This is a genomic window from Marinobacter bohaiensis (assembly GCF_003258515.1).
Lineage (GTDB): Bacteria > Pseudomonadota > Gammaproteobacteria > Pseudomonadales > Oleiphilaceae > Marinobacter_A > Marinobacter_A bohaiensis.
This window is the reverse complement of the sequence record NZ_QGEH01000003.1, coordinates 307,872-322,609: the sequence shown is the minus strand read 5'-3', so window position 1 is coordinate 322,609 and position 14,738 is coordinate 307,872. Positions and strand designations below refer to the sequence as shown.

The following is a 14,738-nucleotide window of genomic DNA, read 5'->3' as shown; positions in this document are numbered from 1 at the left end:
ACAGGACTCAAGCATGAGCCGGACTTCCCAGTGGCCGCTGCCACCCGACAGCGTCCGCTACGTGGTGCCCTCGCGCCTGGTGCGCATGCTGGCCGAACACCCCCTGACCCGCGACCTCTACCCGGTCGCCTTCGGCCATTACCGCCAGGCCGGCGGGCACCACATGCACCGCCAGCACCACGACGACGAACTGTTGATCTACTGCACCGACGGCGTCGCGCACCTGAACGTGGAAGGCGAGGCCCATCGCATTCACGCCGGCGACCTACTGCTGCTGCCACGGGGCGCCGCCCACCGTTACGTCGCCGACACCGATCAGCCCTGGTCCCTGCATTGGGTGCACTACGCCGGCGGCCTGGCCCCCGCGTTCCGAGAACACATGGGCTTTTCGCGCCAGACGCTGGTGCGCCATGTCGGACAGCAGCCGCGCCTGCTGGTGGATTTCAACGGACTGCTGGCGGTACAGCAGACCGGCTTCCGACCGGCGGGACTGATCCACGCCGCCAACCGGCTGCGCCAACTGCTGACCGCCGTCACCCTGTGCACCGAGCCGCTGGCCCACCGCCAGCCGCTGGATCTGGACAGCATCCACAGCTTTATGAAAGAGCGCCTGGACGAGCGCCTGACCCTGGAGAACCTGGCGGAGCTGGCCGGCCTGTCACCGGCCCATTTCGCCACCCGCTACCGCAGCCTGACCGGCGTGGCGCCGATCCAGCAGTTCCTGCACCTGAAGGTGGAGCGGGCCTGCCAGCTGCTGGACAACTCCGACCTGACCTTTCGCCAGATCAGCGACGGGCTGGGCTACGAGGACAGCTATTACTTTTCCAGGCTGTTCAAGAAGGTGATGGGGCTGTCGCCACGGGATTACCGCCACACACGGCGGCACTGAGTGCGGCGCAACGGCTGGCACTTTGCCGGAGCGAGGCCACGGCGATGCGGCCACTTTTGTTCGCGGAAAAAGCTGATACGCTGAGTCCTCATACAACAACAAGGAACCCACATGGCCAGCTACACCATTGAAATACAGGAACAATATGACCTGCCGCGGGAACGCGTATTCAAGCTGTTCGCCGATCACAACCGGATTGGCGGCATCCTGGGGGCGCCGGTCAAACGCATCAAGGACAGCGACCAGGCCGACCCCAACGGTCTGGGATCAGTGCGCAAGGTGGGCATCGGTCCGATCGGACTGGAAGAGACGATCATTGCCTTCGAGCCGGATTCACTGATCGAGTACACGGTCACCAGCATCAGCCCTATCCGCAACCATCTGGGCCGCCTGCGCTTCGACGACCTGAACGGGCAGACGGTGGTCAACTACACCATCCGCTTCGACGACCTGGTGCCGTTCAGCGGCCGCGTTATCAGCGCCGGGCTGGAACAGGCCATTCGCCGCGGCATGAAGAAAGTGCCGCGGCTGGCCTGATCAGGCGCGGTTACTGGTCGGCGGAGTTGCGGTATTCCCGCGCCTGGGAGGCCAGACGGATGTGGGCGTTGGCCTCGCCGTAGCGGCCGTAGCCGTCGATCCGCTGTACCACTTCGAAGAATACGCCGTGCACTTCCCGGGTGTAGGCATGGAAGAACTCGCCGTCGTCGTTGCGATCGTAGAGGATGTTCAGCGCCTGCATCCGCTCCAAAAGCTCCGGGTCCAGCCCGAAGCGGGCGTCCAGGTCGCGGTAGTAGTTGTCGGGAATCGGTAGCAGACTGTCCTCACCGATGGCTTCGGCGGCGGCGAAGATGTCCTCGCAGTCGAACGCAATCTGCTGTACCCCGGAGCCTCGCGAACGGCTGATGAAGCGCTGCGCCGAGGCTTCCCGGGCGGCGCTCATGTTGATCGGGATACGCACCCGACCATTGGGGCTGGTCGCCACCCGGCTCACCACCAGGCCGTACAGGTCCGGCAGGTCGGTGCTGGCTTCCACGTTGAAGTCGAACAGCGACTTGTAGAAGAACGAGGCGGACAGGAAATCGGTGTTGGAAACCGCCTGCCCGACGTGGTCGATGGCGGTCAGGCCGATACCGCCGGTTGAACCGTCATCCACCGGCACGAAGTCCACATCGAAAAAACGCACGCCCTCGCGACGCTCCACCAGATACACCAGGCTGTCGCCGATGCCCCGGATGGCGGGAATATTGAGCTCGCCCGGACCGCTCTGGTTGGCGAAGCGGCGACTGCGGAAACGCTCGGTGCGGCGCAGCATCCGATTGAGGTCGGAGGTCGCGAACGCCAGCGCGCACACCGATACGCCATGGGCTTCGAAGTGCTCGTGGGCCTGGCTCTGCGGCTCACGGTTAAGCACCAGGTTGATGTCGCCCTGGCGCATCAGGCTGACCTGCTTGGAGCGGTGACGATGGGTTTCGCGGAAACCCAGTTTCTGCAGCAGGGCCAGCAGTTCCTCACCGCTGTCGCCGGCTACAGCGAACTCGATGAACTCCACATCGGTGATCTCCGGCACCACCGGCGCTTCTTCCTTCGGAGCCGTCTGCTCTTCCAGCCAGATCAGCGAACGCATGCCGTCCACCGCCTTCTCCAGCGGCGACGACGCGCGGAACTCGTCGTTGAAGATCTCGTGGGACAGGTAGTCGTCGAAGCCCTTGTCGCGCAGGCACTGCACGAACTCGGTCACGGGCATGTCACCCTGACCGGGGAAGCAACGGAAATGGCGGCTGTAGTGCAGCACGTCCATCTGCAGGCTGGGGGCGTCCGCCACCTGGACCAGGGCGATGCGGTCGACGGGGATCTCGTCGCGCAGCAGGTCCAGGGTGTTGCCCCGGGCGAACATGTGGAAGGTGTCGAGAATGATGCCGACGTTGTCGTGGTCGGCGCGTTTGACGATGTCCCAGGCCACGTCGTAGTCGGCCACGTGCCGGCCCCAGGCCAGGGCCTCGTAGCCAATATGAAAGCCTTCCTTCGCCGCCAGTTCGCCCAGTTCGTGCAAGTCATCCGCGGCGCGATTGCGGTCGTCGATGACGTGAGGCGATACGTTGCTGCAGATCAGCAGGCGCGAGGTGCCAAGCTCGTGCATCAGCTCAAACTTGCGGCGCGCCCGATAGAAATTCTGCGAGCGATAGGGCTCGGGCATCGCCTCGAAATCCCGGAACGGCTGCAGGGCGATGATTTCCAGGCCCAGATTCTCCGCCATGCTGCGCACTTCGGCTGGCGTGCCGTCGAACTGGGTCAGATCGTTCTCGAAGATTTCCACACCGTCGTAGCCGGCCCGGGCGGCCGCCTGCAGCTTGTCTTCCAGCGAACCGGAAATGGAAACCGTTGCCAGTGCCTTCTTCATGAATGAGCCCCCAAATCGCTCGTGTCCTGACCGCCTGCCGGGCCAAAGGCCCGGCGGGCGCGCGGCTGATCATTCCACCGTAGAAGCAAAGCCCGACGGTGAACAATGAATAAACGAATGGCCTTTATATCGTTTTCAATATGCAATAATGGAATTCGACGCCCATACTATCCAAAATAGCTATCCGTTCAACCAAATCGAAAATACCCTATATTTTAGGTAAAGCGACCATGCTTGAGAACCGGATCAAGTACCGCCACCTGCAGTGCTTCCTGGAAGTCGCCCGCCAGGGCAGCGTGGGCCGGGCCGCCGACGTGCTGGCCCTGACCCAGCCGGCGGTGTCGAAGAAGCTGAAAGAGCTGGAAGAAATGCTCGACGTGCGCCTGATGGAACGCAGTAAGAAAGGCGTGGAGCTGACCCAGTTCGGCGAGGTCTTCCTGCGTTACGCCGGGGCCAGCGTGGCGGCCCTGCGGGAGGGCACCAACAGCATCGCCCAGGCGCAGCAGCGTGGCCAGACCCAGCTCACCATCGGGGTCCTGCCCACCGTCGCCACCAGCGTGCTGCCACGGGCCGTGCAGCGTTTCCGTCAAGGTGGCGTCGATGCCACACTCAAGCTGGTCTCCGGTCCCAACAAACTGTTGCTCAGCCAGCTCCGCGTGGGCGAACTGGATCTGGTGGTGGGGCGTCTGGCGGAACCGGAACTGATGTCGGGGCTGTCGTTCCAGCACCTGTACTCGGAGCGCGTCGCGTTCGTGGTGCGTCCGGGCCATCCTCTGCTGCGTTCCCGTCCGCTGGACCTCAAGGACATTAGCGCCTACACCGTGCTGTATCCGCCCAAGGATTCGATCATCGCCGCCTCGGTGGAGCGATTTCTGCTGGCTCAGGGCATCGGTGCCCTGCCCGATCGCATCGAAACGATCTCCGACGCCTTCGGCAAGGAATACATCCGCCAGACCGACGCCGTCTGGATCATTTCCCGCGGCGTGGTCGCCCGGGAGATCGCCACCGGTGAGTTCACCGAGCTGGCCCTGGACACCAAGGAAACCCTGGGTCAGGTGGGCCTGACCACCCGCGCCGATACCTTACCGTCGCCGGCACTGCAGCTTTTCATGAACGCTGTCCGGGACAGTTCCGGCAGCGCGGATCGCACGGCCAACCATTCCATACCGAAAACGGTATAACAAAACAACAAAGGCTCATTTTACATAACGGAAAGTCTGTTAAAGAGTAAGAGGACAGCCGTCACCAACAAATAAGGCCAAGATTCATGCAAACGCTTTCCGTCAACGGACAGATCCTCCATTACCAACTGGAAGGCCCCGCTCACCTTCCCCTGCTCGTCTTCTCGAACTCTCTGGGTACGGACCTGCGCGTCTGGGAGCCGCTGCTGCCCCACCTGCGCGACCAGTTCCGTTTCCTGCGCTACGACAAGCGGGGCCACGGCCTGTCCTCCTGCCCGGAAAGCCCCTACCAGCCGGATGATCACATCAACGACCTGATCGGCCTGCTGGACGGCCTGGACCTGAAAGCCGTCAGCCTGTGCGGCCTGTCCGTGGGCGGCCAGATCGCCCAGGGCGTCGCCGCCCGCCGCCCGGACCTGGTCAGCCACCTGATCCTGTGTGACACCGCCCACAAGATTGGCCAGGCCGACATGTGGAACACCCGCATCGATGCCATCCGCGAGAACGGCATCGAAAGCGTCGCCGACGCCATCCTTGAGCGCTGGTTCGGCCCCAGCTTCCGTCAGCAGCAGCCGCAGGCGGTCGAACTCTGGCGCCATATGCTGGTACGCACCCCGAAAGAGGGCTACCTGGGTACCTGCACCGCCCTGCGCGACAGTGACCTGACCGACGAAACCCGCGGCCTGACCCAGCCCACCCTGTGCGTGGTCGGGGCCGACGACGGCTCCACGCCGCCGGAGCTGGTGCGTTCGATGGCCGAGCTGATCGACGGCGCGCGTTTCGAAGTCGTCGCCGACGCCGGCCACCTGCCCTGCGTCGAGCAGCCCAAGGCCCTGGCCGACCTGATTGTCGATTTCCTCGGCCAGCAGGCACCGGAGCCAAGCCGTTTCGACCTGGGCATGAAGGTGCGCCGCTCGGTGCTGGGCAACGCCCACGTGGACCGCGCCGAAGCCAACAAGACCGACTTCGACCTGCCGTTCCAGACATTCATCACCGAAGGCGCCTGGGGCACCGTGTGGAGCCGCCCCTTCCTCAGCAAACGCGACCGCAGCCTGCTGACCATCGCCCTGATGGCGGCACTGGGTCACGAAGAGGAACTCGCCATGCATATCCGTGCCACACAGAACACCGGCGCTACCCTGGAAGAAGTACGCGAAACCCTGTTGCACCTGGGCGTCTACGCGGGCGTTCCAGCCTCGAATACCGCGATCCGCATCGCCAGGGAAACCTACAAGAAACTGGGCATTGCCATTGATGGAGAGACAGAAAAATGAGCAAGATCACCCCTCGTGACTGGGCCAGCCATCCGGCCTATCTGAGCCCCGAGTACAAATCCTCGACCCTGCGCGGCGTGTCCCGCAACCTGGTCGAGATCGATCCGGAAATGGCCGAGCTGACCGGCCCGGCCTACGGCGAGGAAGTTCTCGGCGAGCTGGACAACGACCTGACCCGCAACGGCCGCGTCAACGGCGAACCCCTGGGCGAGCGCATCATCGTCACCGGCCGCGTGCTGGACGAGAACGGCAACCCGGTGCCCAACACGCTGGTGGAAGTGTGGCAGGCCAACGCCGCCGGTCGCTACGTGCACGAGCGGGACCAGCACGACGCGCCACTGGACCCAAACTTCCTGGGCTCCGGCCGCTGCCTGACCAACGACAAGGGCGAGTACCGGTTCATGACCATCAAGCCCGGCGCGTACCCCTGGGGCAACCACCCCAACGCCTGGCGTCCGAACCACATCCATTTCTCGCTGTTCGGCCCGACCGTCGCCACCCGTCTGGTGACCCAGATGTACTTCCCGGGCGATCCGCTGCTGGCGCTGGACCCGATCTTCCAGTCGGTGCCGGAGCAGTCCCGCGATCGTCTGGTCAGCGAATTTTCGATCGACGTCACCGAAGAGAATTACGCCCTGGGCTACGTCTTCGACATTGTTCTGCGTGGCGTGAACGCTACTCCCATGGAGGCCTGACATCATGACTCTGAAACAGACCCCGTCCCAGACCGTCGGCCCCTACTTTGCCTACTGCCTGACGGCCCAGCAGTACCATTATCCGTTCAGCCAGATTGCCAGTGACGTGCTGGTCAACGATGACACCCGCGGTGAGCGCATCCGCATCGTCGGCCGGGTGTTCGACGGCAACGGCGCTCCCATCGACGACGCCATGATCGAAATCTGGCAGGCCAATGCCGAGGGGCGCTTCGACCACCCCAACGACGCCCGCGCGGACCGGCCTCTGGACCCCAATTTCAAGGGATTCGGCCGCTTCGGCACCGGCACCACCGCAGACAACAGCTACCGTTTCGAGACCATCAAGCCGGGATCGTCCCAGGAGGGCGCGGCGCCCTTTATCAGCTTTGTGGTGTTTGCCCGAGGCCTGATGAACCACGCCTACACCCGCCTGTATTTCGCCGATGAGACGAACGCCAACAACGCCGATCCGGTGCTGGAGAAGGTCCCTGCCGACCGTCGCGATACCCTGATCGCCCAGCGCAGCGAGACCGCCACCGGTGTCGAGTACCGCTTCGATATCCACATGCAGGGCGACCAGGAGACCGTTTTCTTCGACTTCTGATCGAGCCCTCCCCGCAACGCCCGCGAACCCGCTATCATGGTCGCGGGCGTTTGTTTTTCCTGCCACTGCAACGGGACGCATTGACGACATGTACCAGGTTTCTCCCTTCGATTCGCAACTCTATGGCCAACTGCTGTCCGATCCGGCCACCGCCGAACGGCTGGGTGACAACGGCCAGCTGCGCGCCATGCTCGCCGTCGAGGGGAAACTGGCCCTGGCCCAGGCGGATGCCGGGCTGATCCCGCAGGACGCCGCGCGGGACATCGCCAATACCGCCGAATCCCTGACGCTGGTCCCCGCCGATCTGGCCGGCGGAGTGGCCTCGGCCGGGGTGCCTGTCCCGGCCCTGGTCAAGGCGCTGAAAGCCGCATTGCCGGAAGACAGCGCCCGCTGGGTGCACTTCGGCGCCACCAGCCAGGACATCGTCGATACCGCGCTGATCCTCAATGTCCGGGAGGTACTGGCTATCCAGGAGGAGCGCCTGCGTCAGGTCGTCGGTGCGCTGGCCGACCTGGCCGAGCAGCACCGCTCGACCCTGATTGCCGGCCGTACCCGCACCCAGCAGGCGGTGCCCATGAGCTTCGGCCTCAAGGTGGCCCAGTGGCTGGCGCCGCTGCTGCATCAGCTGGACCGCCTGGACGAAATGCGTCCGCGCCTGCTGCGCGTGCAACTGGGCGGCGCGGTGGGCACCCTGGCCGCCATGGGTGACCAGGCCGCGGCGATTAATGAGGGGCTGGCCCAGCGCCTGGACCTGACCGCCGGCCCCTGCTGGCACACCCAGCGCGACACCCTGGTGGAGCTGTCCGGCTGGCTCAGCCTGACCACAGGCACGCTGGGCAAGATGGCCCAGGACTGGCTATGGCTGGCGCAATCGGAAGTCGGTGAGCTGCGCTTCACCAACGGCGGCGGCTCCTCCACCATGCCGCAGAAATGCAACCCGGTGGACGCCGAAGTGATCGTCGCCATGGCCCGCACCTGCGCCAGCGCCACCGGCCAGATGCACCAGACCATGCTGCAGGAACACGAGCGCAGTGGCAGCGCCTGGACCCAGGAATGGTTCCAGTTGCCCCAGCAGCTGATGGCGGCCTCCGTCGCCCTGAACCATGCCCGGGAAGGCCTGCGCTTTATCGAAGTCCACGACCAGCGCATGCGCGACAACCTCGACGCCTACAACGGCGTGATCTACGCCGAATCCGCCACCTTCGCCCTGGCGCGCACCATGCCCCGCGACCAGGCCGCGGCACTGGTCAAGGAAAGCGCACAGGAGGCGCTGAATGGCGACCGCCATCTGCTGCAGATCATCCAGGACAAGACCGGCGAAACCATCGATCTGGAGCAGCTGCGCCAGCAACTGGTCGCCGGGGGCGCGACCGATAGGTGGCTAACTGATATCCTGTTTCACGCCCGACCCTGAACCGGCGCCCCGTACACCTTCATGTTTGCGGCGGCATAGCGCCCGCCCCGACACGCGAACACGCCATTTTATGCGCCTGTAACGAGGCTGTGAGACGGTGTGCCGGCTCGGTGGCGAGCGCCGCGAACCGGGCGGCGCCGTTTTTCATGCGACCCCGTAGGAGCGCCTTTGCTGTCCATCCTGTCCACCACCGCCCCCATCTTTATCCTGATCGCCCTGGGTTTCGGGGCGGTCCGGTTGAAACTGTTCCCCGCCAACGCCGTCCACGGCCTGGGCCAGTTCGTCATCTACTTCGCCCTGCCCGCCCTGATCTTCAGCACGGTGTCGCAGATGTCGTTCCACGAGGTCATCGATCCCGATTACCTGCTGGTCTACGGCCTGGGTTCCCTGCTGGCGTTCCTCGGCGGCCTGGCGCTGACCCGGGTGTTCTACAGAGACCCGCTAAGTACCGGCGCCATCAAGGGCATGGGGATGGCCCTGTCCAACAGCGCCTTCGTGGGTTATCCGGTTCTGTTGCTGGCGTTCGACGATCCGCCGACCAACGCCTTTGCCATGAACCTGATCATCGAGAACATGATCATCATGCCCCTGGCCCTGATCGCAATCGAGTACAGCCTGGGACGGCGCAGTGGCGAGCCCCTGGCCAAAGTGGTGCGGCCGCTGGCGCGGCGGATCGCTCGCAACCCGCTGATCATCGCCATTGTGGCGGGCGTACTGGCATCGTTGCTTGAGCTGGAGGTGCCCGACGTATTGCAGGCCAGTCTGGATATGCTCGGCCGCACCTCGGCCACGGTCGCCCTGTTTTTCGTGGGCGCGTCGCTGGTGGGCAGCTCTATCCGGGGCAACATCGGCGAAATCGGGATGGTCGCAGTGGGCAAGCTCACGCTGCACCCGTTGATGATGGTACTTCTGATCTGGCTGCTGCCGGATTTCGACCCGCAGTTGCAGAAAGCGGCCATCCTGCTCGCCGCCATGCCGCTGGCCAGCGTCTACCCCATCATCGGCAGCCTCTATGGCCAGCGCCAGCTCTGCTCCAGCATCCTGCTGGCGTGTACGGTGCTGTCTTTCTTCAGCATCAGCATCGCCCTGGCCGTGCTCTTCTGAGCCGGCGCGACGACTGACAAGGCGGGACAGGAAAAGACAAGACGTCTCAGAGCGGCAGTTCGCGGCCGGCGACGATGTGATGGGTCAACAGGCCGACGGCGCCTTCCACATCGTCCGTCATGATCAGGTCGAGCAGTGCCTGGTGATCGTCGATGCTGGCCTGGCCCCGGAACGGGCGTTTTTCCAGCGCCAGCACCTGGTAGCGCATGAACAGCTCAATGATTGAGGCGTGGTAACGGATCAATTGACGGGAACCGCAGTTGGCGACCAGCGCCAGGTGGAAACTGCGATCGGCCAGCTCCCACTCCTCCACATTCGCCGCCTCGTCTTCCATCATCAGCTGCTCCATGCAGGTCAGCCGGTAATGGCTGCTGAGCAGACCGGATTTCCAGTCCATCAGGCGATCCTTGTCCGCCATGGACTGACGCAGCCCCCGGGTTTCCAGCATCACCCGCAGATCGACCAGCTCTTCCAGGTCGCGTTTGGACACCGGGTTCACCCGGAATCCCTTCTGGTCCTCAAACTTGACGAAGCCGTCGGACACCAGCCGCATGAGGGTTTCACGCAGCGTGTTGATACTGGCGCTGTAACGCTCCTTAAGCTCGTTCAGCTTGAGCTTGTAGCCAGGCTCCAGGCGGCCGGTCACGATGTCATTACGCAGGCTTTCGTAAACGGTTCGGCCTACCAGTTTGCGGTCAACGGCGATATTCATAGCGCTTTCAGGATCACCTCGGTTTCGGACAGGCCCGATTTTACATCAACGGATGCACCCTGTATGCCCGGGCGATCGGCCACTCAGCCGATCAGCTCGCTGGTGATCTCGTAGCGCGCCAGGAAACGCTCGATCACCGGCGCCGGGTCGGTCACCTCGATCCCGGTGAAGATTTCGAAGGCGTCGATGCCCTGGAAGATGAACAGGTCAAAACCGGACACGATGCTCAGCCCCCTGGCATGAGCGGTTTGCAGGAACTCGGTATCGATCGGCGTATAGACCGCATCGAACACCCATTGCTGGGAGCCGATCCAGTCCGCCGGCACCGGCATGCCCGGCGACTTGTAATGGCCCACCGGCGTGCAGTTCACCAGGCCGTCGGCACCACGCACCGCATCTTCCACCTCGATGGGCTCCAGCACTCGGGACGTGCAGCCGGAGGCATTCAGGGCGACAGCCAGCGAGTTCGCGCTGTCGCGATTCAGGTCCGAGATCAACACTTCGGTGGCACCCACCTCAAACAGTGCAAACGCCACTGCGCGGCCCACGCCGCCGGCGCCCACCAGCACCACGCGGCCAGCCGCCCGTTCGCCGTTACGACGGCGGTAGCCCCGGATAAAGCCGGTGTAGTCGGTGTTATAGGCGACGACGCGCTCCCCCAGAGCCAGGGTGTTGGTGGACCCGACCCGCTCCACCGACGGCTTGATAGTATCGACTTCCGCCACGGCCAGCTGCTTATAGGGGAAGGTCACGTTCGTTCCGCGGTAGCCCTGATCCCGCAGCTGCTGCAGGGTGGCCCGGAAGGCCTCCGGCGAACTGTCTTCAGGCTCGTGCAGAACGTAGCTGACCGGCAGGCCGTGAATCTCGCCGAGCATTTCATGCAGTGCCGGCGAGCGGGACTGCGCGATGGATTGGCCAATGAGCCCAAGCTTGAACATGGTGAATCTCCGGATCGGGCGACGGAATCCACCGGCAGACGGCGCCGCCGGAGATCCCGCCCTGCCATCAAACAGGGTGACGGGCAGTCGTGGCTACCCGCTTGCTGGTGACATTGATCATACTCACAGCCAATCGCGAAACTCAATCTGTAGGCTAATAACAAAAGTATAGGATACTTTATTTTTTACCCTTTAAAGTTTGCGTGGTGCCGACATATCTCGCACAGAAATAATTCATAAAAATCTTTTTTTTCAATCTACTACAACACATTCCAGGGCTTTCCGGCAGGCTCGGTACGGGGTCGTTCCGGCCGCTTAACATATTCAATTCGATATACCAAAACGACAAAACCTCATTTTTCATGCCATATGCATTGAGACACAGTGAGGAAAATGCGTAATCCTCCGGATGGCGCGTGGACGGCGTCCGGCAGTCTTTCGGGGGATGACGGATCAACGGGCGGGGCCTTGAGTGGCCAGCGCCAGAATCCGTCCGGGTCAAAATATAGGGTATTTTTGATTTAACCCTATTAGATTGACTCGATTGAATGCCGTTGCTAGCCTCGGCCAACCTCTTAACGCCCGCCACAGGCCTCAGAGGCGGTCGCAGGCTCACAAAAACAATCAACCCGTTAGCGGTTTCGGCCGCGAGGTGGAGTCAAACAATGAAGCTCACGACAACAACAATGGGGCTGGCCCTGTCGTTCGCCCTGTCGATGTTCAGTCTGCCCGGCCACGCGGCCGACACCGAGATCGAACTGTCGTTCGGTCACGTGGACCCCCAGGAATGGACCACCTCCAAGAAGGGAGCCGCGGCCAAGGTCTTCAAGGACATGGTCGAAGGCCAGACCGGTGGTCGCATTGCCGTGAACGTTTACCCCTCCAGCCAGCTCGGCGGCGAGATGGACATGCTGCAGACCGCCCAGGAAGGCGTGCTGAGCATGGTCATGGCCTCCGGCAGCTTCACCCAGCTGTGCCCGGAAGCCTCGGTGCTCAATATTCCCTACCTGTTTCCCTCCGCCCCGGTGGCGTGGGACGTCCTCGACGGCCCCTTTGGCCAGGCACTGAGCGATCACTGCCTGGAGGAAACCGGTCTGCGTATCCTCGCCTACGGCGAGACCGGGTTTCGTAACTTCACCAACTCCAAGCGCCCGGTTGCCGAGCCCAAGGACCTGGACGGCCTGAAAATCCGCGTCATGACCACGCCGCTGTTCGTGGAGATGGTCCGTGCCCTGGGTGCCGAACCCACCCCGATTGCCTGGCCGGAAGTACCGTCCGCCCTGGCCACCGGCGTGGTGGACGGCCAGGAAAACCCTATCGGCACCATCTACAACATGAAGTTCTACCAGATGCAGGATTACCTGACCCTGGACGGCCACGTCTACGGCACGGATTTCCTGGTCATCAACGACGATCTCTTCCAGAGCCTGTCCGCCGAGGACCAGCGCCTGGTGCGCAACGCCGCCAGGACCGCCGGTCTGGTGGGGCGCGCCATCCAGCAGGTGAACTCCGCCGAGGGGCTGGCCCGCTTGTCCGATGAAGGCATGACCATCACCACGCCCACCCGCGAGCAGTTGGGCAAGTTCCAGCAGGCCGCCCAGCCGGCGGTGATCGAGTGGCTGAAGGGTGAGCTGGATCCCGCCTGGATCACCCGGGTGCAGGACGCCGTCGAGCAGGCCACCGCCGACTGACGGCCACTGCGCTGACTCATGCGGGCGTAATGGCGCCCGACACTCATCGTGTATCAGCTACTGGGAAGAGAACTCATGAAACGGCTCTACAAGCAATTGATGGCCTGGCTGACCGGCAGCTCGCTCCTGCTCATTTTCACCGTGGTCCTGGTCAGCAGTCTGATGCGCTACCTGTTCGATGCCCCGCTGCAGTGGAGCGAAGAAGTGGCGCGCTACGGCATGATCTACGGCGCCCTGTTCGGTACGGTGCTGTGCTATCTCGACGACCTGCACATCAAGTTCGAGCTGCTCGAGAACCTGCTGTCCGACGGTGCCAAACGGGTGTGCAAGGTTCTCACCGACCTTTCCGCCCTGGCCTGCGGTCTGGTGCTGACCTGGGCCGGCTTTGGCTTCACCGCCAGCCGTGGTGAGCTGGAAGCCCCCGGCACGGGCCTGCCCATGTCCCTGTTCCAGTCCGCCATGTGGATCGGCGGCATCTGCCTGACCATCGCCGCCCTGTTCAAGTTGGCGGACTACCTGCACACCAACAGCCAGCAGAGCGAATAACAACATGGTTGCCTTTATTGTCCTGATCGTCCTGCTTGCCATCGGTGCGCCGATCGCCTTCGCGATCCTGCTGTCGATGGTGGGCTACCTGACCCAGGTGGATTATCCGCTGAGCCTGATTGCCACACGGATCTTCTCCGGCCTGGATTCGTTCGCCATCCTGGCGATTCCCCTGTTCGTCCTGGCCGGCGAACTGATGAACGAGAGCGGCATCACCGGTCGCATCATCAAGTTTGCCAACGCCCTGGTGGGCCACATGAAAGCCGGCCTGGCGCAGGTCAACATCTGGGCATCGGTGATTTTCGCCGGCCTGTCCGGTTCCGCCGTGGCCGACACCTCGGCCCTGGGCCGCATCTTCATTCCGGAGATGGAGAAAGACGGCTACCCGCGCGACTTCGCCGCCGCCCTGACCGCCGCCTCGTCGGTGATCGGCCCGATGATTCCGCCCAGCATTCCGGTCATCATCTACGCCCTGATCACCGCCGGCTCCTCAGTGCCGGCGCTGTTCCTGGCCGGTGTGGCGCCGGGCATCCTGCTGGCGGCGGGCCTGTCCCTGTACGTGCGTTTCCGCGCCGGACATTACGCCGAGGTGCATCCGAAGAAGACCGTCCGCGAGCGCTTCCAGGCGTTGGGCGAAGCCTGGATTCCGCTGTTCATGCCGGTGTTCATCGTCGGCTCGATCCTGACCGGGATCGTGACGCCCACCGAGGCCGCCGCCCTGGCCGCCGGTTACGCGCTGATCGCCGGCATGTTCGTGATGCGCAGCCTGCACATCAACCAACTGCCCGGCATCTTCGTACGCGCCATGCGCGACTCCTCGGTGATCCTGATCATCATCGGCGTGGTGGCCGCGGCCAACTGGCTGCTGACCTTCGCCCGCGTGCCCCAGAGCCTGAGTGCCCTGGTGCTGGACCAGATCTCCGATCCCTGGGTGTTCCTGCTGCTGGTGAACGTGATCCTGCTGGTGGTGGGCCTGTTCCTGGAAGGCATCGCGGCCATGCTGGTGCTGCTGCCGATCCTGCACCCGATTGCCATGAGCATGGGCATCGATCCGACCCACTTCGGCATCGTGGTGATCTTCAACCTGATGATCGGCCTGGTAACGCCGCCGATGGGCATCTGCCTGTTCGTGTCCAACTCCATCGCCAACGTCGGCATGGGCGCCATTTCACGACGCATCATGCCCCTGTTCCTGGTGGAACTGGCAGTGCTCGCCATCATCACCTTCATCCCGCAGACCGTGACTTTCCTGCCACGGCTCTTCGGCTACTGACCTGAAAGCATTCGTTAAG

The 14,738-nt window shown here is 63.4% G+C and carries 14 protein-coding genes; 11 read left to right on the top strand and 3 right to left on the bottom strand.

Translation table 11 applies throughout. From position 1 onward, the window contains the following. The first annotated feature begins 13 nt into the window (after positions 1–13). Together DKK67_RS16300 and DKK67_RS16295 are read left to right on the top strand one after the other, a co-directional pair. On the top strand, positions 14–889 hold the full coding sequence (locus DKK67_RS16300) for an AraC family transcriptional regulator (RefSeq protein ID WP_111497562.1): 876 nt from the start codon (positions 14–16) through the stop codon (positions 887–889). A 111-nt stretch (positions 890–1,000) separates the two neighbouring features. Continuing rightward, on the top strand, positions 1,001–1,426 hold the full coding sequence (locus DKK67_RS16295; protein ID WP_111497561.1) for an SRPBCC family protein: 426 nt from the start codon (positions 1,001–1,003) through the stop codon (positions 1,424–1,426). A 10-nt stretch (positions 1,427–1,436) separates the two neighbouring features. Here DKK67_RS16295 and DKK67_RS16290 read toward each other — a convergent pair whose 3' ends face one another. Then, a complete protein-coding gene (locus DKK67_RS16290) occupies positions 1,437–3,287 on the bottom strand; it encodes a bifunctional sugar phosphate isomerase/epimerase/4-hydroxyphenylpyruvate dioxygenase family protein (RefSeq protein WP_111497560.1) in 1,851 nt (616 codons plus the stop codon). Positions 3,288–3,517: 230 nt separating this feature from the next. Between DKK67_RS16290 and pcaQ the strand changes: the two genes are divergently transcribed. The 6 genes from pcaQ (at position 3,518) to DKK67_RS16260 (ending at position 9,559) form a co-directional block, all read left to right on the top strand. After that, positions 3,518–4,468 carry a pca operon transcription factor PcaQ gene (gene pcaQ / locus DKK67_RS16285; RefSeq protein WP_111497559.1) on the top strand — a complete coding sequence of 317 codons (951 nt, stop codon included), beginning with the start codon at positions 3,518–3,520 and terminating at the stop codon, positions 4,466–4,468. Between the two features lie 86 nt (positions 4,469–4,554). Further along, positions 4,555–5,742, top strand: a complete 1,188-nt coding sequence (gene pcaDC, locus DKK67_RS16280; RefSeq protein ID WP_111497558.1) for a bifunctional 3-oxoadipate enol-lactonase/4-carboxymuconolactone decarboxylase PcaDC — start codon at positions 4,555–4,557, stop codon at positions 5,740–5,742. Continuing rightward, the gene (pcaH, locus tag DKK67_RS16275; RefSeq protein WP_111497557.1) at positions 5,739–6,437 is read left to right on the top strand and encodes a protocatechuate 3,4-dioxygenase subunit beta; all 699 of its coding nucleotides are present in this window, start codon (positions 5,739–5,741) and stop codon (positions 6,435–6,437) included. The genes pcaDC and pcaH overlap by 4 nt, the downstream gene beginning before the upstream one ends. A 4-nt stretch (positions 6,438–6,441) precedes the next feature. Beyond that, positions 6,442–7,041: a protocatechuate 3,4-dioxygenase subunit alpha gene (pcaG, locus tag DKK67_RS16270; RefSeq protein ID WP_111497556.1), complete on the top strand. Its 600-nt coding sequence runs from the start codon at positions 6,442–6,444 to the stop codon at positions 7,039–7,041. Between the two features lie 88 nt (positions 7,042–7,129). Next, positions 7,130–8,455, top strand: a complete 1,326-nt coding sequence (locus tag DKK67_RS16265; RefSeq protein WP_111497555.1) for a class-II fumarase/aspartase family protein — start codon at positions 7,130–7,132, stop codon at positions 8,453–8,455. Between the two features lie 168 nt (positions 8,456–8,623). Further along, on the top strand, positions 8,624–9,559 hold the full coding sequence (locus DKK67_RS16260; protein ID WP_111497554.1) for an AEC family transporter: 936 nt from the start codon (positions 8,624–8,626) through the stop codon (positions 9,557–9,559). 46 nt (positions 9,560–9,605) lie between these two features. Here DKK67_RS16260 and DKK67_RS16255 read toward each other — a convergent pair whose 3' ends face one another. Together DKK67_RS16255 and DKK67_RS16250 are read right to left on the bottom strand one after the other, a co-directional pair. Further along, the gene (locus DKK67_RS16255) at positions 9,606–10,271 is read right to left on the bottom strand and encodes a GntR family transcriptional regulator (RefSeq protein WP_111497553.1); all 666 of its coding nucleotides are present in this window, start codon (positions 10,269–10,271) and stop codon (positions 9,606–9,608) included. An 83-nt stretch (positions 10,272–10,354) separates the two neighbouring features. After that, positions 10,355–11,209 carry a shikimate dehydrogenase family protein gene (locus tag DKK67_RS16250; protein WP_111497552.1) on the bottom strand — a complete coding sequence of 285 codons (855 nt, stop codon included), beginning with the start codon at positions 11,207–11,209 and terminating at the stop codon, positions 10,355–10,357. Between the two features lie 665 nt (positions 11,210–11,874). Between DKK67_RS16250 and DKK67_RS16245 the strand changes: the two genes are divergently transcribed. The 3 genes from DKK67_RS16245 (at position 11,875) to DKK67_RS16235 (ending at position 14,719) form a co-directional block, all read left to right on the top strand. Continuing rightward, positions 11,875–12,900, top strand: coding sequence for a DctP family TRAP transporter solute-binding subunit (locus DKK67_RS16245; RefSeq protein ID WP_111497551.1), 1,026 nt, complete (start codon positions 11,875–11,877; stop codon positions 12,898–12,900). 75 nt (positions 12,901–12,975) lie between these two features. Continuing rightward, on the top strand, positions 12,976–13,446 hold the full coding sequence (locus DKK67_RS16240; RefSeq protein ID WP_111497550.1) for a TRAP transporter small permease: 471 nt from the start codon (positions 12,976–12,978) through the stop codon (positions 13,444–13,446). Positions 13,447–13,450: 4 nt separating this feature from the next. Next, the gene (locus DKK67_RS16235; RefSeq protein WP_111497549.1) at positions 13,451–14,719 is read left to right on the top strand and encodes a TRAP transporter large permease; all 1,269 of its coding nucleotides are present in this window, start codon (positions 13,451–13,453) and stop codon (positions 14,717–14,719) included. Positions 14,720–14,738 lie beyond the last annotated feature (19 nt).